Source organism: Cytobacillus sp. FSL R5-0569 (assembly GCF_038007265.1).
Lineage (GTDB): Bacteria > Bacillota > Bacilli > Bacillales > Cytobacillaceae > Cytobacillus > Cytobacillus kochii.
Genome location: NZ_JBBOWW010000001.1, coordinates 399,505 through 422,076, shown reverse-complemented (window position 1 = coordinate 422,076; position 22,572 = coordinate 399,505). Strand labels below are relative to the sequence as shown.

The 22,572-nt window shown below is 37.3% G+C and carries 23 protein-coding genes and 1 other annotated feature; of the genes, 9 read left to right on the top strand and 14 right to left on the bottom strand.

The annotated features are described in order from the left end of the window. Positions 1 to 131 precede the first annotated feature (131 nt). A complete protein-coding gene (locus tag MKX78_RS02240) occupies positions 132 to 1,319 on the top strand; it encodes an FtsW/RodA/SpoVE family cell cycle protein (RefSeq protein WP_328198965.1) in 1,188 nt (395 codons plus the stop codon). Positions 1,320 to 1,364: 45 nt separating this feature from the next. Beyond that, positions 1,365 to 1,582: a binding site (T-box leader), on the top strand. Positions 1,583 to 1,638: 56 nt separating this feature from the next. Further along, positions 1,639 to 3,324 carry an arginine--tRNA ligase gene (gene argS / locus MKX78_RS02235; RefSeq protein WP_445293174.1) on the top strand — a complete coding sequence of 562 codons (1,686 nt, stop codon included), beginning with the start codon at positions 1,639 to 1,641 and terminating at the stop codon, positions 3,322 to 3,324. A gap of 212 nt (positions 3,325 to 3,536) precedes the next feature. On the opposite strand, the gene MKX78_RS02230 is transcribed toward argS, so the two are convergent. Further along, the gene (locus MKX78_RS02230; RefSeq protein ID WP_307315469.1) at positions 3,537 to 4,403 is read right to left on the bottom strand and encodes a sulfite exporter TauE/SafE family protein; all 867 of its coding nucleotides are present in this window, start codon (positions 4,401 to 4,403) and stop codon (positions 3,537 to 3,539) included. Between the two features lie 120 nt (positions 4,404 to 4,523). On the opposite strand from MKX78_RS02230, the gene MKX78_RS02225 reads away from it, so the two are divergent. From MKX78_RS02225 to MKX78_RS02215, 3 genes are all read left to right on the top strand, one after another. Then, complete coding sequence (locus MKX78_RS02225; protein WP_095370853.1) at positions 4,524 to 5,099, top strand: YqaA family protein; 576 nt, start codon at positions 4,524 to 4,526, stop codon at positions 5,097 to 5,099. A gap of 97 nt (positions 5,100 to 5,196) precedes the next feature. Further along, a complete protein-coding gene (locus tag MKX78_RS02220; protein WP_341049586.1) occupies positions 5,197 to 5,643 on the top strand; it encodes a Dps family protein in 447 nt (148 codons plus the stop codon). Positions 5,644 to 5,770: 127 nt separating this feature from the next. Beyond that, on the top strand, positions 5,771 to 6,349 hold the full coding sequence (locus tag MKX78_RS02215; protein WP_095370855.1) for a pyridoxamine 5'-phosphate oxidase family protein: 579 nt from the start codon (positions 5,771 to 5,773) through the stop codon (positions 6,347 to 6,349). A 101-nt stretch (positions 6,350 to 6,450) separates the two neighbouring features. On the opposite strand, the gene MKX78_RS02210 is transcribed toward MKX78_RS02215, so the two are convergent. After that, the gene (locus tag MKX78_RS02210) at positions 6,451 to 6,903 is read right to left on the bottom strand and encodes a GNAT family N-acetyltransferase (protein WP_095370856.1); all 453 of its coding nucleotides are present in this window, start codon (positions 6,901 to 6,903) and stop codon (positions 6,451 to 6,453) included. Between the two features lie 166 nt (positions 6,904 to 7,069). On the opposite strand from MKX78_RS02210, the gene MKX78_RS02205 reads away from it, so the two are divergent. From MKX78_RS02205 to MKX78_RS02195, 3 genes are all read left to right on the top strand, one after another. Then, complete coding sequence (locus MKX78_RS02205; protein WP_095370857.1) at positions 7,070 to 7,492, top strand: SRPBCC family protein; 423 nt, start codon at positions 7,070 to 7,072, stop codon at positions 7,490 to 7,492. Further along, entirely contained in the window at positions 7,489 to 7,812 is a 324-nt protein-coding gene (locus MKX78_RS02200; protein WP_095370858.1) for an ArsR/SmtB family transcription factor, read from the top strand. The genes MKX78_RS02205 and MKX78_RS02200 overlap by 4 nt, the downstream gene beginning before the upstream one ends. Positions 7,813 to 7,897: 85 nt before the next feature. Then, positions 7,898 to 8,329, top strand: a complete 432-nt coding sequence (locus MKX78_RS02195) for a DUF4395 domain-containing protein (RefSeq protein WP_095370859.1) — start codon at positions 7,898 to 7,900, stop codon at positions 8,327 to 8,329. Between the two features lie 47 nt (positions 8,330 to 8,376). On the opposite strand, the gene MKX78_RS02190 is transcribed toward MKX78_RS02195, so the two are convergent. Beyond that, the gene (locus MKX78_RS02190) at positions 8,377 to 9,111 is read right to left on the bottom strand and encodes a glucose 1-dehydrogenase (protein WP_095370860.1); all 735 of its coding nucleotides are present in this window, start codon (positions 9,109 to 9,111) and stop codon (positions 8,377 to 8,379) included. A 199-nt stretch (positions 9,112 to 9,310) separates the two neighbouring features. Here MKX78_RS02190 and MKX78_RS02185 point away from each other — a divergent pair, with 199 nt between their 5' ends. Next, the gene (locus MKX78_RS02185) at positions 9,311 to 9,889 is read left to right on the top strand and encodes a TetR/AcrR family transcriptional regulator (RefSeq protein WP_095370861.1); all 579 of its coding nucleotides are present in this window, start codon (positions 9,311 to 9,313) and stop codon (positions 9,887 to 9,889) included. Positions 9,890 to 10,255: 366 nt separating this feature from the next. Here the strand turns inward: MKX78_RS02185 and MKX78_RS02180 are convergent, their stop codons facing one another. The 11 genes from MKX78_RS02180 to MKX78_RS02130 form a co-directional block, all read right to left on the bottom strand. Then, a complete protein-coding gene (locus MKX78_RS02180) occupies positions 10,256 to 11,278 on the bottom strand; it encodes a siderophore ABC transporter substrate-binding protein (RefSeq protein ID WP_095370862.1) in 1,023 nt (340 codons plus the stop codon). Between the two features lie 348 nt (positions 11,279 to 11,626). Beyond that, positions 11,627 to 12,397 (bottom strand): iron ABC transporter ATP-binding protein, encoded by a 771-nt coding sequence (locus tag MKX78_RS02175; RefSeq protein WP_095370863.1) that lies wholly within the window; start codon positions 12,395 to 12,397, stop codon positions 11,627 to 11,629. Next, complete coding sequence (locus MKX78_RS02170) at positions 12,394 to 13,350, bottom strand: iron chelate uptake ABC transporter family permease subunit (protein WP_095370864.1); 957 nt, start codon at positions 13,348 to 13,350, stop codon at positions 12,394 to 12,396. The genes MKX78_RS02175 and MKX78_RS02170 overlap by 4 nt, the downstream gene beginning before the upstream one ends. Then, positions 13,337 to 14,293, bottom strand: coding sequence for an ABC transporter permease (locus MKX78_RS02165; protein WP_095370865.1), 957 nt, complete (start codon positions 14,291 to 14,293; stop codon positions 13,337 to 13,339). Before MKX78_RS02165 ends, MKX78_RS02170 begins: the two co-directional genes overlap by 14 nt. Positions 14,294 to 14,873: 580 nt before the next feature. Continuing rightward, entirely contained in the window at positions 14,874 to 15,656 is a 783-nt protein-coding gene (locus tag MKX78_RS02160) for a serine hydrolase (RefSeq protein WP_095370866.1), read from the bottom strand. Beyond that, positions 15,653 to 16,669: an ABC transporter ATP-binding protein gene (locus MKX78_RS02155; RefSeq protein WP_251162953.1), complete on the bottom strand. Its 1,017-nt coding sequence runs from the start codon at positions 16,667 to 16,669 to the stop codon at positions 15,653 to 15,655. Before MKX78_RS02155 ends, MKX78_RS02160 begins: the two co-directional genes overlap by 4 nt. Next, the gene (locus MKX78_RS02150) at positions 16,659 to 17,588 is read right to left on the bottom strand and encodes a C40 family peptidase (protein WP_340977505.1); all 930 of its coding nucleotides are present in this window, start codon (positions 17,586 to 17,588) and stop codon (positions 16,659 to 16,661) included. The genes MKX78_RS02155 and MKX78_RS02150 overlap by 11 nt, the downstream gene beginning before the upstream one ends. Further along, a complete protein-coding gene (locus tag MKX78_RS02145; protein WP_095370869.1) occupies positions 17,578 to 18,681 on the bottom strand; it encodes a dipeptide epimerase in 1,104 nt (367 codons plus the stop codon). Before MKX78_RS02145 ends, MKX78_RS02150 begins: the two co-directional genes overlap by 11 nt. Positions 18,682 to 18,696: 15 nt before the next feature. Further along, entirely contained in the window at positions 18,697 to 19,623 is a 927-nt protein-coding gene (locus MKX78_RS02140) for a S66 peptidase family protein (protein WP_341049583.1), read from the bottom strand. A gap of 246 nt (positions 19,624 to 19,869) precedes the next feature. Next, complete coding sequence (locus tag MKX78_RS02135; protein WP_341049580.1) at positions 19,870 to 21,498, bottom strand: peptide ABC transporter substrate-binding protein; 1,629 nt, start codon at positions 21,496 to 21,498, stop codon at positions 19,870 to 19,872. Positions 21,499 to 21,568: 70 nt separating this feature from the next. After that, on the bottom strand, positions 21,569 to 22,567 hold the full coding sequence (locus MKX78_RS02130; protein ID WP_341049578.1) for an ABC transporter ATP-binding protein: 999 nt from the start codon (positions 22,565 to 22,567) through the stop codon (positions 21,569 to 21,571). Positions 22,568 to 22,572: the final 5 nt, after the last annotated feature.

Below are 22,572 nucleotides of genomic sequence, written 5' to 3'. Positions count from 1 at the left end.
TAAGGAAACTCTTTCTCAATTCGGTACGTCTATATATACGTTTAAACATATTCCTTTGCAGAAGATCCCTAATGGTTTTTTTCTGTTCGTAGCATTACCTGAATGTATAAAATAAAGATAGGTGTTTATATATGGATCGTATACAAAAAAAGAATGATCGCTTTGATTGGACATTAGCCCTGATATTATTTTTGTTCTGCATCATTAGTTGCACTGCTATTTATAGCGGGCAAACAACAGCACAGTATCCAGATAACTTCGTGCTACAACAAATAATCTTTTATAGTGTAGGTATGATTGTTATCGCCACCATTATGTACTTTGATTCTGATCAGATAAAGCGAATGACCTGGATCTTATTCGGTATCGGCACAATACTTCAAGCAGGACTTTTTATCGCACCAGAGTCCCTTGCATATGAAGTAAAAGGAGCTAAGCTCTGGTACAACGGTCTACCAGGACCTTCTTTGCAGCCATCCGAGTTCTTTAAAATATTTCTTATCCTCGCACTAAGTAAAGTAATTGTAGATCATTATGCAAAATACACCATGAAAACGGTAAAAAATGACCTTATACTGTTTATTAAGCTTGGGCTCGTTACTTGTGTTCCGCTAGGACTAATCATTTTAGAAGATTTGGGTACGGCGCTCGTTATTATCGCTATTTTCACGGGGATTCTACTTGTGTCTGGTATTACTTGGAAAATTATCCTCCCTGTTTACGGAACAGTTGCTGCTGTAGGTGGAACCATCATCTATTACATTATTTGGGCTCCTGAAACATTATTAAAGTATCTATCAGTGGATAACTACCAATTGATGCGAATTTATGCTTGGTTAGATCCGTATACACATAAACAAGGAGCTGGCTTACAACTGTACAATTCTCTTCATGCTATCGGCTCGGGAGAATTGGGTGGTAAAGGTTTTTATGAGAGACAAGTTTATATCCCCGATGTTCACACAGACTTTATTTTCAGTGTCATTGGCGAAGAATACGGCTTTATTGGTGCAAGTGTCGTGATATGCTTATATTTTATACTTATTTTCCACTTAACGAAAATTGCCTTATCAGTCAATGACCCATTTAATACTTATGTCTGCGTTGGCGTTATTAGTTATATAACGTTCCATGTATTTCAAAATATCGGGATGACCATTCAAGTATTACCGATTACAGGTATTCCTCTTCCTTTCATTAGTTATGGGGGTAGCTCCTTAATCGGAAATATGATGGCTATGGGGCTTATTTTTAGCATTAGATTTCACCAGAAGAGTTATATGTTCCAAGACAGCTCTAAATATTATCGTGCATCTTAAGGTTGCTTTTTTAACAATCTAGCGTATAATAATGGAAAATCAAACGGAAATTCAGTGACGAAGAGAGTAGATGTAGGTGAATTCTAAAGCGAAGCAGGGATGGTGAGAGCCTGCAAGAAAAGCCACATTGAAGCGCACTTCGATAGAAGCATGGCAGAATCCAAGTAGGTCATGTCGGTTGTTCGCCCCGTTACAGGCAAGTAGTAAAGGGGTTCGTCACGAACAATTAGAGTGGTACCGCGGGTTTAAGGCTCGTCTCTCAAATTATGAGAGACGGGCTTTTTTATGTTTTCCTATATTTTTGGAGGTGAAAAAGGTGATAGATATGAAAAAGACAATCAGTTCATGTATTCAAGTTGCAATAGATAACGCCTTAAGTGAAGGTGAGATTCGTCGCTTGTTAGAAACGCCTAAAACATCCGAACATGGCGATCTCTCTTTCCCATGTTTTGCACTAGCAAAGATTTATAAAGAAAACCCAAATCTATTAGCAAAAGACTTAACAGGAAAGCTAACTCATGAATGGATAGATCATGTTGAAGCAGTTGGGCCATATGTAAATATATTTTTTAATAAAAAAGCAATCAGTCAACTCATTATTCAAGCCGTACTACATCAAGGAGAGAATTACGGACAATCAGGAAGCGGTAAAGGTAAGACAATCGTATTAGACTACTCTAGCCCAAATATCGCCAAACCATTCTCAATGGGGCATCTACGTTCGACAGTCATTGGTCATTCCCTTGCACTTATAGCAGAAAAGCATGGATATGATACAGTTAAGATTAATCATTTAGGCGACTGGGGCACACAATTTGGCAAACTCATTACCGCCTATAAGCATTGGGGAAGTGAAGCTTTAATTAAAAAGGAGCCAATTAAGGAATTACTCCAATTATACGTAAAATTTCACCAGAAAGCTGAGGAACATCCCCACTTGCATGAAGAAGCAAGAGCTTGGTTCAGAAAACTTGAACTTGATGATGCGGAGGCAAAGCAACTTTGGTCTTGGTTTAGAGACGAATCTTTAAAAGAATTCGAGAAAACCTATCAACTGCTCGGTGTCTCTTTTGACTCTAATTATGGGGAGGCCTTTTATAACAATCAAATGAACGCGGTTGTCGATACACTGCAACAATCTGACTTGCTATCTACCTCTGATGGAGCAGAAATCGTACCCTTATCAGATGAAAATCTACCTCCTTGCTTAATTAAGAAATCAGATGGAGCGACTCTTTATGCTACACGCGATATTACGGCAGCCATTTATCGTAAACAAACATACCAATTTGATGAGGCTCTCTATATCGTTGGTCCAGAGCAGTCCATCCACTTCCAACAAGTCAAAGCCGTATTATCTAAAATGGGGCATTCCTGGGCGACACATATCCATCACATCCCATTTGGGTTGTATTTACAAGAAGGTAAGAAGATGTCGACAAGAAAAGGTCGTGTCATATTATTAGAGGAAGTATTACAAGATGCCATACAATTAGCTTCAGAGAATATTGAACAAAAAAATCCTCATCTAAAGAACAAAGATGAGGTAGCTAAAGCTGTTGGTGTAGGAGCAATCATTTTCCATGATTTAAAGAACGAACGAATGAAACAAATAGAATTTTCTTTAGAAGACATGTTAACATTCGAAGGGGAAACCGGTCCGTATGTACAGTATACCCAAGCTAGAGCGCAATCTATTTTACACAAAAGTCAGCAACAGACTTATAAAATAGAAGGTCTATCAAGTGAATACGCTTGGCAAGTAGCTAAACTTTTATCCCTTTATCCAGATAAGCTCGTCCTTGCCCATGAAAAATCAGCACCGTCCATCATTGCCAAATATTTAATTAGTCTAGCGCAAAGCTTTAACAAATACTATGCTAACGAAAAAATACTTCATAAAGATGAACATTTATCTTCGAGACTCGGTCTTGTCAAAGCAGTAACAATCATCTTAACTGACGGCCTGCATTTACTTGGTATGAAGGCACCTCAGGAGATGTAATTTCACCTTGTACATCAGCTCCCTCTTTAGCCAATTGGGAGCTATATGATTGAATGAAACAAAAGTCTACAGTTAGTTACCACTATATATCCGGCGGCTACAATATGTAGCCTTTTTAAAAAATGCAATCTACCAGGAAAGAGCTAGAAACAGGCTTACTTCGTCATATTTCTAATCCACACTAAACCAAAGCCTACCCTGTATGTCCCTGTTTAAGAGTACCCTTTTTCTTCTCGCCAATGAGCAATATGTCTTTTCCCTAGAACAGTGAAAAAGTAGAGAAGATAAAGAACAACGATGATTAATCCAAAAACATTTTGTTCAAATGCCTTAAGTGCCACACTCAAAATCGTCGTTAAGTATAGAAATGATAGTAATGTAGTAATTTCTTTGTTTTCAAAAACATCGGTTGATCTAGCTCCGAATTGAGAACCTAGTAGCCCACCAGCAAGTAAGAATATCCCCATAAAATAATTAATTTCTACAGTGAATGCGTAGGATAAGAAACCTGCTGAAACAATAAATAGGACTGCAAATAAGCTCGTTCCTACCGCCTCCTTAGGTAACATACCTAGAAAGGCAATCGACATTGGTACAATAATAAACCCTCCACCTACACCTAAAGAAGTGGAAACAAACCCTGCAAACAAGCCGATTAAAACCATTTTTAATATGGAAGGTTGAACTAACCCGCTCACTCCTTGCTGCGCACTTTTCTTCTTAAACATTTGGACAGAAAAGAAAGAAAGCAACACAATATACATAACAGGAATCGCCCATTCATCTAACTGATGAGCATCTAAAAAGACAACAAAAGGATGGGCAATTTGGGTAGCAATGATCCCACTCACCCCTAAAATAATCCCTGCTTTCCAATTAATATTTTTTAATTTTATATGACCGATAATCCCAGAAGATGAACTCCCAATTGTAAATAACAAACTTGTCGCAATTGCCTCAATAGGGGCAAGTCCAATGAGCATTAATAATGGTGTTAATATAAACCCTCCACCGATGCCAAAAAAACCTGACAACACACTAATTAAGGCACCTAGTAGAAAAAACAATATCAATTCCACAATTCCATCACCTTTCTATCAAACAACCATCCCCATCATACCCCATAGTAATGAAAAGAAAAAGTGCACATATAATTTCTAAAGGACAAACCACGTAATCTTAAAAAGGGGTTTTCATATATGCAAGAAATTTTACATTTACTTAAAGAATGGTTATTGGAATATGGTGTGTTTGGACTTTTTTTCGTTTCGTTCGCTGACTCTTCTTTCTTCCCCATTCCTCCTGATTTACTTTTGATTCCAATGGGACTAGCAGACAGTGATCATGTGTATTGGTACGCTTTTCTCACTACTTTCGCTTCTGTTATCGGTGCAATCTTTGGCTGGTATATCGGATTACGAGTTGGCAGGCCTGTCCTACGAGCACTTTTTAAAGAGCAACAAATCATGAAAGTAGAACTGTACTTTCAAAAGCTTGGTCCATTGGCCATTCTGATATCTGCCTTTACACCCTTACCGTTTAAGATATTTACGATTTTATCTGGCATCTCAAAAATGAAAATACAGACCGTTGTATTATGGGCAACGATTGGAAGAGGCGCAAGGTTTTATTTTGAAGCTTTTCTCATCCATCAATTAGGCAATAAAGCTGTACCTTTCATAAAAGACCACTTTACGGCATTGACCATTTATATGGCTATATTCATTATTATTATCTTCATCACAACACACTATATCAAAAACAGATTAAATTAATTCCTTAATTATAATTATTATAATTAAGTATTGATTTTAATTTTAAATCAGTTATAATATAGTTAAGACAAAACATTCTTGAGGAGATGACTAAATAATGATTACATTAGATACGAAATTAAACGCTGCCCTAAATACACAAGTTGCTAACTGGAGCCTACTTTATACGAAGTTGCATCGCTATCACTGGTATGTAACAGGTCCACACTTTTTTACACTACATGAAAAATTTGAAGAGTTATATAATGAGGCAGCTGAGGTAGTCGATGGAATGGCTGAACGCATTCTTACAATCGGTGGCAAACCAGTTGCGTCAATGAAAGAATATCTTGAGGTAGCTACACTAAAAGAAAACCTTGATGAAAAATCAGCAGAAAAAATGGTTGAGAACTTAATCAGTGATTATCAACAGTTACGTGCTGAATTAAAAGAGATTACAAAGCTGGCAGATGAAGAAGAGGAACCAGCAGTTGAAGATTATGCAGTTGGCTTAATTAATTCTTTAGATAAACATATTTGGATGCTTAATGCCTATCTAGGCTAAGTACAATAGAAATAAAAAAGAAGCGAGCGAAATAGATCAGTCTATTCACAATCGCTTCTTTTTTATTTAGCTGTTCCCCCTTATAATAAACATAAGACAATCAACGACTGTTTAAAGGAGGCAACAAATGTTCAACAATGTCATTCAATCAGAAGAAGAATTAGAAGCTCTATTCACTCCCCCAAGTAAAGGAGCTGCTAATAAGGTCATATCTATAATCGATGAACATTGCAAAGACTTTCTTGCTCGTTCACCGTTTCTTTTTTTAGCAACAACGAATAAAGACGGGCAATGTGATAACTCACCACGTGGAGATTATCCTGGGTTCGTACAAGTGTTAGATGAGAAGCATCTAGTTATACCTGATAGACCAGGTAACAGGAGATTAGACAGTATGCACAACATCTTAAGCAACCCACAAGTTGGTCTATTATTTATCATTCCTGGTCTAAATGAAACATTAAGAATTAACGGAAAAGCTTCGATTATTCAAGATGAAGACATCCTAGCTAAAATGGCCGATAAAGGAAAGGCACCTCTCTTAGGGATCGCTGTTGAAGTTGAAGAATGTTTCCTCCATTGCGCTAACTCATTTAACCGAGCGGGAATTTGGAAGCCTGAAACTTGGCTCGAAAAAGAGTCCCTTCCTTCACCCGCGAAAATGTTCGCTGCACATATTGCTACAAATGTCATAGAAAAAGTATAGATCCCTATGACTCACGATTGTTTTAATAGGCTTATAGGTTCCTTCTGAAAGATCTTTTAGGAGGAATCTCAAACCTTTTCAACTTCATCCCAAGTGTATATTTACAATTTCAACTTCATCCCCTCATGCGTTGCTTTAAACCCTATTTTCTCATAAAAATGTTTCGCCTGAGATCGTTGCTTATCTGTTGTTAACTGTACAAGTCGCACCCCTTTTGCTTTCGCTCTCACTATCGCTTCTTTTATTAGGGCTTCACCAAAACCTTCTCCCCTACATTCACTTGCTATCCGCACACCTTCAATGATTGCTCTCCAAGCACCACGATGAGTTAAATAAGGGATATAAGTCAGTTGACAAACACCTACAACATTCTCATCCCATTCTGCTACAATTAATTCATTATGGCTATCTCCACTAATAGCTTCAAACGCTTCTTCATAATCCTGATGTAGGGGGCTGGACACATCTTCTCGACTTGTTCCTAACACATCATCTGCTAATAATTGAACAATCCTTTCTAAATCCTCTCTTTTTGCCTCTCTAAAGATCATCATAACCATCACCTCCTCTCTTATCTTACTTTCCTCACCTTCGCTTTAAAATGACAAATAATCTAAGACTTACCATTCAATTTGATTATCAATTGACACAAAACCTTTTGGTGTTATATTATCAAAATTATAGAACCATAAGGTGTCATATAACTAAGGGGGATATGAAATGAATACAATAAAGGATATTCAACAATCTATCATTTTAAATGCACCAATAAATAAAGTATGGCAACATGTTGCAACTAGTGAGGGAATCGCAGAATGGTTTATGCCTAATAACTTTCAAGCAACAGAGGGATTCACATTTGAAATACAGTCTCCGTTTGGCCCTTCTCCTTGCCAAGTACTAGAAATCGATGAGCCAAATAAATTATCTTTCTCTTGGGATACTGACGGATGGGTTGTCACCTTTTTATTAGAAGAAGTAGACAATAGAACAAAATTCACACTCATTCATAGTGGTTGGAAAGAAGCGAATACAATTCTTACTAAACCAAATGAAAAAAGCGAAATTATTCGTGAACGTATGAATAATGGATGGGAAGCCATCGTGCAAAAACGTTTAATGATGGCAATAGAGCAATCATGACAGCAATTAAGCACGACGTTTTTCAGGCAATTGCTGACCCTACTAGAAGACATGTTCTCCAGCTACTTTCAAAAGAAGAACTATCTATCGCTGCAATCAGTGCTTATTTTCCAATCAGTCGCACGGCGGTAGTCAAACATCTGCATATTCTCTCTGATGCCAACTTAGTGAAGAGCCACAGGAAAGGCAGAGAAAACATCTATCATATTAATCCAGAACCTTTAACAGAAGTAAGCCAGTGGCTGCATTATTATGAACAATTCTGGAATAACAAACTCACTAAATTAAAGTTTATTGTCGAGAATGATAAAGAAGAGTAGTCGTGTTAACGAAGCGAAAATAGGTATAATCAACTAAATTTCATGATATAATGAACCAAACACATTGGAAAGGTTGGTTTTTAAAATGAACAACCAACAAATCGCTTCTATTCCGCGTCCTCTCGTTAAAACGAATCAATGGGTTATCGTCCTAAGTGTAATTGCGACACTGATAACTGGGCAATTCTTCATTTTACTTATTCCCTTACTTGCTGGATTGATTGGCTTACTAACAGGGAATAATCCAGTGATGGTGATAGCTAAAAAGTTTCTCAAAAAACCTTTATCCTCTTATATACCTGAAGATAAAGCGCAACAACAATTTAATCAGTTAATTGCTGTAGTATGTTTAAGTATTGCATTCATTAGCTCTATCATTGGGTGGACAATACTATCTTACTCTTTCGCCATTATTGTCGGATTAGCAGCAACCATTGCTCTTTGTGGCTTTTGTATTGGCTGTTTTATTCACTTTCAGTACAATCAGTATAAATATAGACGCTCTTTGCGTTCGTAAAATAAAAAGCGAGGTCAATATGAGACCCCGCTTTTTTTCTATATTGATTACATTGCAGTTAATCCACCATCAACGATGAATTCAGAACCTGTTGAATAGCTTGATTCATCTGATGCTAAATATAATACTAGGTTAGAAACCTCTTCAGGTTTTGCCATGCGTTTAAGTGGAATATGTTTAGAGAATTCTTCTACTTGTGCTTTCGTATCCTCTTGAATAATCATTGGTGTTTCAATTACTCCAGGATGTACAGAGTTTACACGAATGCCATAGTGAGAGCATTCCATTGCTGCGGCTTTTGTAATCCCACGAACAGCGAATTTCGTATCTGTATAACCGACTGCCCCGGCAACAATACCATTCATAGATGAAATGTTAACGATCGAGCCACCTTCTGCTTTTTGCATGGAAGGAATAACCGCTTTCATCCCTAAGAAAACAGATACTTGGTTAATATCTACAATACGACGATATTCTTCTTCCGTTGTTTCAAGTAATGATTTAGACATTGTAATACCCGCATTATTTACTAACACATTAACAGGACCGAATACTTCCTCAGCTTTAGCTACAACTGTTGCCCAGTCTTTTTCGGTTGTTACGTTTTGTTTAACGAATAAAGCATTTTCACCTAATTCCTTTGCAACAGCCTCACCTTTTTCTGTGTTTAAATCAGTAATTACTACTTTTGCCCCTTCTTCAATAAATAGACGCGCATGAGCCGCACCCATCCCTTGAGCCGCACCAGTAATAATTGCTACTTTTCCTTCTAATCTTGCCATGTATAATTCCTCCTCTAATCTATCAAAAGTTATTCATGAAACCAGGATAATTGTCACCATTTTTATACTACATATGTAAATTAACAGAATTCTAATCAGTTGTCAAAATAAATGTTTCGAGTATGAAAATAATATTTGCTTAACGCTCTATTTTTCATGTTATACTCTTTATTAAGACACAGTATGAAAGGTGGTAGTCATGGTGGTAAAAGAAGACCGTCGAGTCGTGCGAACACGTACGAATTTAAAAAGTGCCATGTTAAAGCTGTTATCCGAAAAAGACTTTAAAGAGATCTCAATAACAGAAATATCTAAAGTGGCCAATTGTAATCGTGTGACATTTTACTCGCATTATAAAGATAGCTCTCATTTATTAGAAGATATATTTCAAGACTACCTAGAACAACTCGCTCAATATTTCCGTGATAGCTTTAAAGGAAAAAAAAGCTTCTTATTATCTGACCCAACACGTAATGTCCCCATCTTCGAATACGTACAAAAAAATCAATTCGTCTTCTCCCTAATGTTGATTGGCGAAGTGATACCAGGTTCACAAAACCATTTTTGTGAAACCATTACTAGCATTAGTCGCAGTGAGTTACAATTAAAAGAAGAAGTATGGTTTGATATAGAAGCGATTAATTTCTATGAAACCTACGCCCTTTTAGGACTATTTATCTTTTGGATAAAAGAAGACTTTCAAACAACTCCCGAGGAAATGGCTCAAAGACTTTCTTTCCTTCACTCAACCAGCTTGGGAGAGGCCATTGTTAAATAAAATGAACACTTAAGCTATACATAGATTTGTCTATTAAATTGAAATCATTCTACATTGATATGTTCATACCAACTATATTTCTCGTTAATTAAGCTTTGGGTGGTGCAACAATTGTTGCCCACCCTATCTTTCTTTAGTTGTGACTGTTTAACAAACTGTGAAAATAGGGATTTTTTAATACAAGACCTTTTAGAGGCTTTCTACTCTTAATGTACGAACAAAACCTTTTTGCTCTGCTATCCTTGGTATTTCCGCTATCGTTGTAACAGTAAATCCCATCAAAAAGGATATACTTAAAACAAAAAAGAAGCATCTTTTTAAGAATGCTTCTTTTTCTATAGGATAATCGCTTACTCTAACAGCAGATTATTTTAATTCAGCTAATACTTCTTCGATTTTAGCAAGCTCAGATTGTAAGCCGCCACCACTTAAGTACCAAAGAGCACCATCAAGGTAGATCACACGATCATTTTGGTACGCTTGTGTTTTCTTAATAATATCGTTTTCAAGATCTTTTTCGATATTAGAATTGCCATCTACAGCCGCTGTACGGTCGATAACAAATAATACTTCTGGATCAAATTCTAGAATCGCTTCAAAACCGAAGTTTGAACCGTGAGATGAAGATTCGATATCTTGTGTAACTGGTTTGAAGCCGTAAACATCATAGATATAACCAAAACGAGAGTTTTCAGCAAATCCAGAAAGTTTTCCTTCATTATACATAGTCACTAATGAAGTTTCATAGTTGCCAGCTAACTCGTTAATTTCTTCAAGTGCTGTATCGTATTTTGCAAGATATTCTTCTGCTTCTTTTTCTTTATCAAACATTTTTGCAGCTACGTCAACAGAATTTTGGAATGTATCCCAATAAGCATCTTCGCTAGTACCTACAAATACAACTGGTGCAATTTCTTTTAATTCTTCATAAAATGCTGATTGACGACCAGAAATAAAGATAACGTCTGGATCAAGTTCAGCAATATCTTCTAAAAGAGGACCTTTTAAAGAACCAACATTTGTATACTCATCAGATGCATATGCCTCTAAGTGAGATGGCAAAGTAGACTCTTGAGGTAAACCAACTACCCCTTCAACTCCAAGTGCATCTAGTGTATCTAAGAAACCGTAGTCAAAAACAACAATTTTTTCAGGCATGCTTTCAAATTCTACATCTTCAAAGTTAACTGTTGTTCCGGCATCACGACTTTCAGTCGAAGCAACAGTCGGAGACACAGTCATTGGATAAGCAGAACCTTCCGCTGCATTATTTTCTGTTTGTTTATCTTCTGAGTTGCCTGCATCTTCAGCAGTATCGTCATTGGAACCACATGCAGCAAGCATTAAAACAAGCGCTAGAAAAAGACTAGCTAACTTCCATTTCTTCATATGTATGACCTCTCCCTATTGTATAATCTCTTATTAGCAATGATAATCATTATCACTGATAACAATAATCATTATAGATTGATTTAGACAAATCGTCAATACCATTTGCATAATTATTTTGAATTTTTTTAGAAAAATATTCTATAATTGGAAATTAATTATTTTACTGACTGTTTATTTCACCTATCGAAACACTTGCCAAATTTAGATTTTTAACGTTTGCTAAAAAAGAAGCATAAATTAAGATGTTTTAATAAAAGAAGCATAAAAATGAATAAATATGCATTTAAAGTTATGTTAATTCCTTATAAAAAGGGGTGATAGTAACCCTTCCTATAAGGAATCTCTTTAAGAAATTTGCGAATTAAAATATACACATATACGGCAACCATCTTGCTCTTGAATAGGAATATCCATATCATAAATTTCTCGCAATGCGACCGAATTAATAATTTCTTCAGTCGGTCCATTCTTTACAACTTTGCCGTCTTTTAATGCGACAATCCGATCGGAATAAACAGAAGCAAAATTAATATCATGCAATACAATGACGACGGTTTTTCCAAGATCGTCAACTAATTTACGGAGAATCTTCATAATTTGGACGGAGTGCTTCATATCCAAGTTATTTAACGGCTCATCAAGCAAGACATAATCAGTATCTTGTGCAATAACCATAGCAATAAAAGCTCGCTGCTTTTGTCCCCCTGATAACTCGTCTAAAAACTTATCTTCCATATCTGAAAGGTTCATATATTCAATTGCCTGATCAACAAATTTCTTATCAGCGTCATTTAATCTACCCTTAGAGTATGGATACCTTCCAAACTCTACAAGATCTCTCACTGTTAACCTGACATTAATGTGATTGGCTTGTTTTAAAATCGATACGCGTTTCGCAAATTCATTGGACTTCCATTTCGTCACATCATTTTGATCAAGCAATACCTCTCCTGTATCTGCTTCTAACAATCTACTAACCATCGATAGAAGTGTAGATTTCCCTGCACCATTTGGTCCGATAAAAGAAGTAATGGTCCCTGGCTCAATTGCGACTGTAACGTCTTCAACAACAGGCTTTTTATTAAAACGCTTCGTTAATCCTTTTATTTCAATCATCCGGCTGACCTACTTTCTTTTAATAATAGATAGATGAAGTAAATACCACCAATAAAGTTAATGATAACACTTAATGTTGTTTTTAATTCAAATACATGCTCAACTAGGAATTGTCCACCGACTAAAGCTATGATACTAATTAAACTAGCACCAAGAATGAGCGTAGAGTGCTTATATGACGAGAGAAATTGATAGGACAGGTTAGCAACAATCAGCCCAAAGAATGTAATTGGCCCAACTAACGCAGTAGAAGTGGCAATCAAGACTGATGATAGAATTAGTACATTCATAACCATACGATCATAGTTAATCCCCAGGTTAATCGCATTTTCACGCCCAAGCGACATAACATCCAATTTATCCATGATGAAATATCCGTATATAAAAGCAAGTAACAATATGCCAAAAGCAATCATTAGTAAATCAGCTTTTACATTTGTAAAACTTGCAAATAACTTGCTTTGTAAACTTAAATATTCAACGGGATCGATCATTACTTGTAAGAATGTCACCAAGCTACCAAGCAGCGTACCAATAATCATCCCAATTAATAAAAGTAAGTAAATCGGGTGTTTGTCTGCTCTGAATAAGAAGCGGTATAACAACAATGCAAAAATGACCATGGCACATATAGCTGCACCAAAATTTAAATATTTGTTTAATACCCATATCGACATCGAACCCGCGAAGAAGTAAATCATCGTCTGAACTACTTCATACATAGAATCGATCCCCATCACAGAAGGTGTTAAGATTCTATTGTTAGTGATTGTTTGGAATACAACTGTAGAATAAGCAATCGCAACTCCGGTAACAACCATAGCTGCCACACGAATCATACGCCTTGGGAAAGCATAATCAAACCCACCTTTTATATCGTAAAAACCATACAGTACTATACAAACGACAGATATGACCGCCAAAACGATTAATTTGGTACTATTTTTTCGCATATGCTCTCCCCCTAAATAACATAATTAAGAAGATGACACTACCGATTACCGCAACTGTTACGTTCACCGGTATCTCATAAGGGTGGATCACAATGCGCCCAATAATATCACAAATTAATAAGAACACAACGCCTAAAAGAGCCGTATGTGGAATCGTTTTTCGGAGATTATCTCCCATATACAGAGACACGATATTAGGTACAATTAAGCCTAAGAACGGAATGACACCGACAGTTAGTACAACAGTCGTAGCAATGATAGCAACAAGGATGAGACCAATATTTAAAACCCACTTATAGCTCAATCCTAAATTTTTCGCAAATTCTTCTCCCATACCTGCAACGGTAAATTTATTAGCATATAAATAAGCCAAAATGAAAACTGGGATACTTACATATAAAAGTTCATATCGGCCCGAGATTACTAAAGTAAAACTCCCCATTAACCATGAAGATATATTTTGCAGGATATCAGCTTCATACGCAAAGAAAGTGGTAATAGAAGACAAAATATTCCCGTACATTATTCCAATAAGAGGAACAAATATAACATCTTTAAATTTGATACGATCAAGTATTTGCATAAATACCATCGTACCGACAAGCGCAAAGGCAAAACTAAAAAGAACTTGCTGGGTATACGTTACGTTTGTAAAAAATAGCATGGAAATCATAATACCTAGCTTAGCAGCATCTAACGTTCCCGCGGTTGTCGGAGAAACAAATTTATTCCTGCTCAAACTTTGCATAATCAAACCAGCAATACTCATTCCTGCACCAGCTAAAATAATCGCTATTAATCTAGGTACACGACTAATCAGGAAAATTTGTGTTTCATCAGACTCCCAATCTAGCAAATCCATTGGTTTAATATCAATCGCACCGATAAATAGTGATATAAATGACAGGACTATAGCTGCACAGATTAACATCCATATTCTCATATGTAAACCTCATTATCTGTTTATTCTCATCATGACAACTGAAAATGATTATCAATCTAAGTCCATTTATCATTATATAGTATAAAAAACCCTAAAACAACAGCGAATTCCTCTAGATAGAAAGAAAAGTTAGACAATTTCAATCTAAAAAGGAGAATATATTTTGTGCCATCAAAGTTACTTGTTGGCATCTTTAGTACCATTATGTTTTACAAAAGATGGATTGATTGCGGGAAAGGCTCCGGTCTTATGGGGCATGGGGAAGTGTGCACTTTGACTCAGGGGATTCTTATACTTTAGAGGTAGACTTTCGATTTTCTCTTCATGCTTGACCTGATTCCTCACTTTCATTTCGGAGCTAATTCAACCGCTTTTGCAAATCCGAATTGGCTATTTCTCAGCAAAGACGGTTTTACCGTATCCTTGTCATCGACTCACATTTCTTCACGTTTCTATATGCGAAGAATGCAGTAATTCCCTGCTCCCATCCTCAAATCGTACAGCAATACTGATATCGCCGACTTAAACAAAAAAAAGCTCTGAACACAATGGTTATTCAGAGCCTAATTTGCTATAACAACTATATTATATACCTCTTAATCGCCATTCCTATTTCACTAATAAGTTGTTTACCAATCATTTGATTAGGTAAATTAGCTGTTAAAACAGCGGCAAGAACATACTTATTTTCATGACAGAAGTAAGCACAATCATGTTGAACACCTTGTAGCGAGCCACTTTTACTTCCGTAACTAATATTTGGATGGCTCTCTTCCTCTAATTCTGCCGTTAATAATGTGAATTGTTGTTTCGCCATTATACTCTCCATGAGCATGTAGCTATCTTTTATCCATCGCCCTTTGTCTTTCATTACTCTTAGCAATTGCACCATATCGTAAGCACTTGTTAGATTATTCACTCCTCTTTCAATCGCTTGAAAGTCCATCATTTTTCTGTTTAAACATGTTTGTTCTAAATTTAAGCTTTTAATCAAACGATTGATTGTCTCCATCTCCAAGCGATCAATGATCCAATTTGTTGCACTATTATCAGAGACAATCATCATTAATGTAAGGATATCTTTCCATGTAAAGGAAGGATTGGGAGATAGAGCTGATAAAACCCCTGCCCCTCCAACAGAAAGACCACCCTTTACTTCTTCTTCTAAGTGTAAACGACCTTTTTCCACTTCACGTAATGCTGTTAATAAAATGGGCACTTTTATTAGGCTTGCTGACGAAAACACTTGATGGGAATTGACTGATAAAATACCTTCGTCGGTTTCTATATGTACAGCTGCATCTAGACAATGTTGCTGCAACAACTCATTAACAGCTTGTTTCATTACCTCCAATTTACTCATGATTCCCTCGATGCAGCTGCTTGCTTACCATTCTTACCGTCTTGCAGGTCTTCATTATATAAGTGGCAAGCAACAAAATGTTTATCATCAACCTCTTGCCAAACAGGAGCTTGTGTCGCGCACACTTCCATAGCATGTGGACACCTCGTCCGAAACACACAGCCACTTGGTGGATTGACTGGACTTGGCAACTCTCCTTTTAAAATAATTCGTTCCCGTCTATCTTCTACATCAGGATCAGGTATGGGGATTGCTGATAGTAGTGCTTGTGTATATGGGTGTAAGGGTTTCTGATAAAGGTTTTCACTTGAAGTTAACTCTACTAAATGTCCTAAATACATAACGCCTATTCGGTCACTAATATGCTTAACCATGGACAAATCATGGGCGATAAAAAGGTAGGTTAAGCCTTTTTTCTTTTGTAAATCTTTTAATAGATTCACAACTTGCGCTTGAACAGATACATCTAATGCAGAGATAGGTTCATCAGCAATAATAAATTCTGGATCCAACGAGAGTGCTCTAGCAATACCAATCCTTTGTCTTTGCCCCCCGCTAAATTCATGAGGGTAGCGGTTTGCATGATCCCGATTTAACCCGACATCCTCCAGTAATTGATATACCCGTTCTAGACGTTCTTTTTTATTTTGATAAAGTCCTTGGACTTCCATCGGTTCAGAAATAATCTCTTGTACAGTTGAGCGAGGATTTAATGAAGCATATGGATCTTGGAAAATCATTTGCATTTTGCGATGGAATTGAAATTTTTCTTTTTCATTCATTTCATGAATATTTTTACCATCATATAAAACATCTCCAGCCGTACGATCATATAAGCCAATGATTGTTCTGCCTGCAGTCGATTTACCGCAACCTGACTCGCCTACAATCCCAAAAGTTTCTCCTTTTTTAATGTCAAAAGAAACCCCATCAACAGCTTTTAAAACGCGGTCTTTCCCTAAATGAAAATGCTTCTTTAATTGTTGGACTGATAAAATCGTTTCAGCTTGCATGTGAATCTTCCCCTTTTTTCCAGAAACGCCTTGCTGCCATTAGTTCTTTCTCGTATACCGTCCCAGCGAGTGGGATTATCTCAACATTCTTTCCCGTCTTTGGTGAATGCAGTAATTTACCATCCCCATAATAAATACCGACATGATGCAGCGCTCCTTTACCTTCTTCATAAGCGAAGAATAAAAGATCCCCTCGTTGTAGGGAATCAAGTGAAACTTCTTCTCCTTCAACAGACTGATCATGTGCATCTCTTGGTATGATGACACCATTCGCTTTACACGCAGTATAACTTAATCCAGAGCAATCATAACCGTAGCTACTCATCCCACCCCAAAAATATGGTAAATCAAGAAATTGTTCAGCTGATTCAACCACTTTCTCACCATCTTTCACCGACCAATCGGATCTAGATGAAAAAATCTCAACGTCACTCCGCTGTAAAGCACCTTCTCCGTCAGGTGTTTGTACAGTAACCAACTCACCTTTTTCTGAAATTAATGGTAAGACCGTTAAGTAACTTAGAGTGAGGATTTCATTTGTTTTAGTTAAATTGGCTTTTTTCGCAGTGACCACAGCAATCGGTCCTTGCATGACATCCCAGCTTTCACAAGCCGTCATTTGACATTTCGGTACCCAACCAGGGTAACCAACACTATTTTTGGAAGAAGGTTGAGTAGGTACAACCACATGAAACCATTCATTTGTCTCTTCTATCACGACGACTTCTTCACCATATAAAAGTTGTGATTGTACGAGATTGGCATTACATAGTTCTAAAGCTTTCTCATAATCTAGTGATGCAATCCAAGCATTAAGGTCAGGATTTTGCTTGATGCCTTGCTCATCTATTGCTCTAGGAGATTGGGCAGACGTCCATAACGTAGCAACAGGGACATTCGTAATCCATTTATTTACCAAGAGAAACCCCTCCTTTAATATCTACATCTATTATGCCTAACCCCGATTCGTTCGGAAATGTGATCTTTTTGCTTCTATATTGAATACCACCATCAACGATATCTTTCGCCATCATTAAAGGAGCATCAAAGTCAAATCGCGTAATATTTCTTTTACTTGCAGCAAAATGAGCGGCAGCAGTAATACCTACTTTCGTTTCGATCATGCTACCAACCATACATTCTATTCCGCTTGCTTCTGCCAATTGATTGATCATCTGGGCCTGATAAATCCCACCAGCCTTCATCAGCTTAATATTAATGAGATCTGCGCTACGGTTTTTAACGACTTCCAACGCCTGCTTCGGTGTAAAAATACTTTCATCGGCCATGATTAATGTATCAACATGATCCGTTACTTGTTTTAGGCCGTCGATATCCCAAGCTTTCACTGGCTGCTCAACTAACTCAATGCCTAAATCTAAATCTTCCAATTTTCGTATCGCAAAAATGGCTTCCTTCTTGCCCCATCCTTGATTAGCATCTAGTCTTAACTTAATTTTATTACCAATTCTACGGCGTACCTCTTTAATACGCTCGATATCAGTTGCAATACTATCTTTCCCTACCTTGATTTTTAATACATCAAACCCTTGTTGCACATAGTTTACCGCATCTTCCCCCATTTCTTCGGGGCCATTTACACTTACTGTATAATCGGTTTCTATTTCATGCGTATATCCACCTAAAAATTGATAGAGTGGTAGCTTACATAATTGTGATAAGCAATCATAAATAGCCATATCGATCGCTGCCTTCGCACTTGCATTACCAACTATTGCCGTTTGAACTATTGAAAGCATTTGTTCATATTGGGAAAAATCCGTATGCATTAGATTCGGAGCCATCACTTCGTTAATAGCCGCTTCAATACTCCCCATCGTATCACCTGTAATGACAGCTGTAGGCGGCGCTTCTCCCCAACCAACAATTCCGTTATCACAAATTATTTTGATAATGACACTATCCGCTGTATTTACTGTGCGCAGCGCGGTTTTAAATGGCTTTATGAGTGGTATAGCTACGCGATGTGTCTCAATTCTTTTGATTTTCATATTTGACATCCACCTTTATAAGACTCCATGTTCAATCGTTAAATCTTGTGTCTCGGCATTAAGCTTTGCAGGTACACCAAGTGGTAAAGAAAAATGCGGTGTACAATGACCAATCATGAAGCCTTTCACAGCTGGCTTTCCGATAAGTTTAAAATAGTAATCTAACACTTCATCTAGTGATAATGATTGTTCTCTTTCAGGCTTACAATTCTTAAAATTCCCAATGACGAACCCTGCTGCTTGTTGGAGCTTCCCAGCCATATATAGTTGATTCAACATGCGGTCAATCGATCTCGGCTCCTCATGAACATCTTCGATTAAGATAATTTTATCCTTCGTATCAATCTCAAATGCAGTTCCTATTGTGCTAGTGAGCAAACACAGATTACCTCCGACAATGTCACCTTCTGCTACTCCTGAAACAATTGTCTCAAGATTCCCTAATGTTTTAGGATATACCCTACCTTCTGGTTCCATTATTTGCTTCATAAAAGTCTTCGATGACGTTTGATCCTCTTGCACTGAACCGATATCTGAAGCTAGCATCGGTCCATGAAAAGTAACTAACCCCGTCTGTTGTCGAATAGCTGTATGTAGAAAAGTAATATCACTATAGCCCCAAAAAACCTTTGGATTTTCAGCAATCATTTTATAATCAATATCATCAGCAATTCTAGCTGTTCCATAGCCACCTCCTGCACAGATAATGGCTTTGACTTCCTTATCAGCAAACATCATATGTAAATCTTTTAATCTATTCTCATTCGGCCCAGCTAAATAACCGTATTGTTCAAAGAGAGACTGGCCGAGCTTTATTTTCAATCCTAATTCTTTCTCCAAAAAAGCAAATGAACGTTTTAAGTTTTCTTGATTTGGTGGGCTTGCAGGTGCGATTACCCCGACTGTATCCCCCATGCGTAATCTAGCCGGTTTGATGATCATTTCCCCACATCCTTTTCATTGTCATTACTTCAATATATGCGTATGTGTATTCTGTTATTTCATCACTACCTAACATCACAAGCAATCTTTTAAGCGCGATTAGGCAAATCTAGACATCAATCTATTTATTTCTCAGGAAATATTGTCGAAATATAAGAGCTGTTCAGCTATCATTTCTTACTATATGTGAAGAGTGAACCCTCGAAAGGGCTCACCTCACCATTCAAACCTCATATCTTAATAATATTATTTTTTATCTACCCACTTCAATTCGATATAGCCAACTGGATGGCGAACAATACCAGTTATATCTTCATTCTGTAAATACACTTGATTGTAGAAGTGAATCGGCATGATCGGCATTTCTTCAAAAAGGATTTTCTCGGCTTCATACATCATTTCAAAACGCTTTTCTTCGTTTGCTTCGTTCTTAGCATCTTTAATCAATTTGTCATATTCTTCATTAGACCAACCTGTACGGTTCATTGAATGTCCAGTTTGGAAATTTTCTAGGAAGTTAATTGGATCAGCATAGTCAGCTAAGAAAGAACTTCTAGAGAATTGGAACTTAAGAGCTGTTTGTTCTTCTGAAAAGACATTCCATTCCATATTCGCCAATTTCACACTAACATCTAAGTTTTCTTTAAGCATTTGTTGGATCGCTTCTGCCATTTTTTTGTGATTCTCACTTGTGCTATAAGTTAACGTGACTTCAGGAAGTGTTTCATATCCTTCTTCTTCCATTCCTTTTGCTAAAAGAGCCTTCGCTTCCTCAAGATTAGTTTCTACCAGATTACCACTAGCTTCACGGAAATCCTTACCTGATGGATCTTTAAACCCTGGGGAAACAAATCCATATGCTGGCTCTTCACCATTTTTTGTAACGTAATCAACAATCTCTTGTTGATTGATTGCCATGACAAACGCCTTACGAATATTCACATTTTGGAATGGTTCCATCGTTACATTAAAACGGTAGAAATAATCTCCCGCCTGTTCGACCATTTGTGCAGAACCATCAGCAAATAATTCTTCGCTCAACTCCGCTGGAACAGCTGATGTATCAAGTTCACCAGTTTTATACATTTGATATTCTGTTGTTTCATCATCCACCATCGCCCAGTGAACCTTATCTAACTTCACATTAGTTGCATCCCAATAGTTCTCATTTTTCTCCATTACAAAGTGGCTATCATGCTGCCATTCTGTTAATTTGAAAGGTCCATTTGAAACATATGAATCAGCTTCTGCGAACCATTCTGGGTTTTCTTCAGCCACTTTTTCATTAATCGGGAAGAACGCCGGATTCGTGATAACGCTTAAGAAGTAAGCTTGTGGACTTGTTAATGTTACTTCAAATGTTTTTTCATCGACAGCCTTTACTTGAACATCATCTGCAGAACCATTGCCGTTATTAAAAGCTTCTCCACCTTCAATGAAATAACCTAAAAACGCGGCAGCCGAACCAGTATCTGGGTTTAGTAGCCTTTTCCACGCATAAACGAAATCGCCCGCTGTTACATCATCGCCATTAGACCATTTCGCATCGTCTCTTAAATGGAATGTATAAACTTTACCATCCTCAGAAACATCCCATTTCTCAGCAATTGCTGGAGCTGGTTGGTGATCTTCTCCTAATCTTGTTAAGCCTTCCATCAAGTTATTCAATGCCGACCAAGAGACACTATCAAAACCGATTGGCGGGTCAAAAGAGGTCGGTTCTTGGGCATTATTCATATACAATACTTTTTCTGCCGCCTCTTCTCCTCCTCCAGTTTCACCATCTGTTTCCTTCCCTGCCTCCTCATTCGCTGTACAAGCAGATAGAACAAGAGCGAAAACTAGTAATAATACAAGTGAGAATAGCTTCTTCATCATATTTCCCCCTTCATCTTTATAAAATTTTATATTTTCAGCTATTTCAGCTGATAAATATTAAGACTGCTTACTTGACCATCATTTTTAATTTTTGCGCCCTTTCATCTTGCAACCAACAATCCACTTTATGTGTATTGGAAAGTTTCTTTTCACGAGGAATGATCTTATCACATACTTCCATAGCAAAATCACATCTTGCTGTAAATGGACAACCAATTGGTGGTGAAAATAAATCAGGGGGTGAACCTAAAATAGGAACCAGTTCCCCGCCAATTAGATCGAGTCTCGGTACAGATTGCAACAACCCTTTCGTATAAGGATGCTGGGGCTGATAAAAAATTTCTCTCCTCGTGCCTTCCTCAACGATTTTACCAGCGTACATAACGGCAATGCGGTCAGCTACTTGGGCGACCACACCTAAATCATGTGTGATCAAAATAATGGATACATCAGTCTTCTTTTGTATTTCTTTAAATAAATCAAGTATTTGCGCTTGGATTGTTACATCCAAAGCTGTTGTTGGTTCATCAGCAATAAGAATTTCCGGCTCACACACCAGGGCGATGGCAATCATCAGCCTTTGTCTCATCCCCCCACTAAATTCATGAGGGTAGTTTTTCATACGCATATCTGCATCAGGAATACCGACAAGATTTAACATATCAAGTGCCCGTTTTCTTGCCTTTTCTTTTGTTGAACCATCATGTTGTATAATGCCTTCTATGAGCTGCTTTCCTACAGTCAATGTCGGGTTTAATGCCGTCATTGGATCTTGGAAAATCATTGAAATATCGTTCCCGCGTACAGTTCTCATTTCTTTTTCAGAAATATTCACGAGGTCTTTATTTTTAAATCGAATCGCACCAGACGCAATCTTTCCTGGTGGTGAGGGGATGAGCCTCATAATACTTTGTGAGGTCACACTTTTCCCACAACCCGACTCGCCAACAATGGCTAATGTTTCTCCCTTATTTAAGTCGAAGGTAACACCTCTTACTGCTTTTACTTCTCCGCCATACGTCTTAAACGTTACATGCAGATCTTCCACTTCAAGTATTTTCTCCATGATTG

What these genes read in the sequence shown, in the direction of transcription:
- MKX78_RS02185 (WP_095370861.1), top strand. Translation starts at nt 9,311, where the DNA reads ATGGTGGTAAAAGAAGACCGTCGAGTCGTGCGAACACGTACGAATTTA.
- MKX78_RS02200 (WP_095370858.1), top strand. Translation starts at nt 7,489, where the DNA reads ATGACAGCAATTAAGCACGACGTTTTTCAGGCAATTGCTGACCCTACT.
- MKX78_RS02160 (WP_095370866.1), bottom strand. Translation starts at nt 15,656, where the DNA reads ATGAGTAAATTGGAGGTAATGAAACAAGCTGTTAATGAGTTGTTGCAG.
- MKX78_RS02130 (WP_341049578.1), bottom strand. Translation starts at nt 22,567, where the DNA reads ATGGAGAAAATACTTGAAGTGGAAGATCTGCATGTAACGTTTAAGACG.
- MKX78_RS02170 (WP_095370864.1), bottom strand. Translation starts at nt 13,350, where the DNA reads ATGCGAAAAAATAGTACCAAATTAATCGTTTTGGCGGTCATATCTGTC.
- MKX78_RS02190 (WP_095370860.1), bottom strand. Translation starts at nt 9,111, where the DNA reads ATGGCAAGATTAGAAGGAAAAGTAGCAATTATTACTGGTGCGGCTCAA.
- MKX78_RS02135 (WP_341049580.1), bottom strand. Translation starts at nt 21,498, where the DNA reads ATGAAGAAGCTATTCTCACTTGTATTATTACTAGTTTTCGCTCTTGTT.
- MKX78_RS02210 (WP_095370856.1), bottom strand. Translation starts at nt 6,903, where the DNA reads ATGATGATCTTTAGAGAGGCAAAAAGAGAGGATTTAGAAAGGATTGTT.
- MKX78_RS02215 (WP_095370855.1), top strand. Translation starts at nt 5,771, where the DNA reads ATGTTCAACAATGTCATTCAATCAGAAGAAGAATTAGAAGCTCTATTC.
- MKX78_RS02180 (WP_095370862.1), bottom strand. Translation starts at nt 11,278, where the DNA reads ATGAAGAAATGGAAGTTAGCTAGTCTTTTTCTAGCGCTTGTTTTAATG.
- MKX78_RS02165 (WP_095370865.1), bottom strand. Translation starts at nt 14,293, where the DNA reads ATGAGAATATGGATGTTAATCTGTGCAGCTATAGTCCTGTCATTTATA.
- MKX78_RS02220 (WP_341049586.1), top strand. Translation starts at nt 5,197, where the DNA reads ATGATTACATTAGATACGAAATTAAACGCTGCCCTAAATACACAAGTT.
- MKX78_RS02195 (WP_095370859.1), top strand. Translation starts at nt 7,898, where the DNA reads ATGAACAACCAACAAATCGCTTCTATTCCGCGTCCTCTCGTTAAAACG.
- MKX78_RS02205 (WP_095370857.1), top strand. Translation starts at nt 7,070, where the DNA reads ATGAATACAATAAAGGATATTCAACAATCTATCATTTTAAATGCACCA.
- MKX78_RS02175 (WP_095370863.1), bottom strand. Translation starts at nt 12,397, where the DNA reads ATGATTGAAATAAAAGGATTAACGAAGCGTTTTAATAAAAAGCCTGTT.
- MKX78_RS02145 (WP_095370869.1), bottom strand. Translation starts at nt 18,681, where the DNA reads ATGAAAATCAAAAGAATTGAGACACATCGCGTAGCTATACCACTCATA.
- MKX78_RS02140 (WP_341049583.1), bottom strand. Translation starts at nt 19,623, where the DNA reads ATGATCATCAAACCGGCTAGATTACGCATGGGGGATACAGTCGGGGTA.
- MKX78_RS02155 (WP_251162953.1), bottom strand. Translation starts at nt 16,669, where the DNA reads ATGCAAGCTGAAACGATTTTATCAGTCCAACAATTAAAGAAGCATTTT.
- MKX78_RS02240 (WP_328198965.1), top strand. Translation starts at nt 132, where the DNA reads ATGGATCGTATACAAAAAAAGAATGATCGCTTTGATTGGACATTAGCC.
- MKX78_RS02225 (WP_095370853.1), top strand. Translation starts at nt 4,524, where the DNA reads ATGCAAGAAATTTTACATTTACTTAAAGAATGGTTATTGGAATATGGT.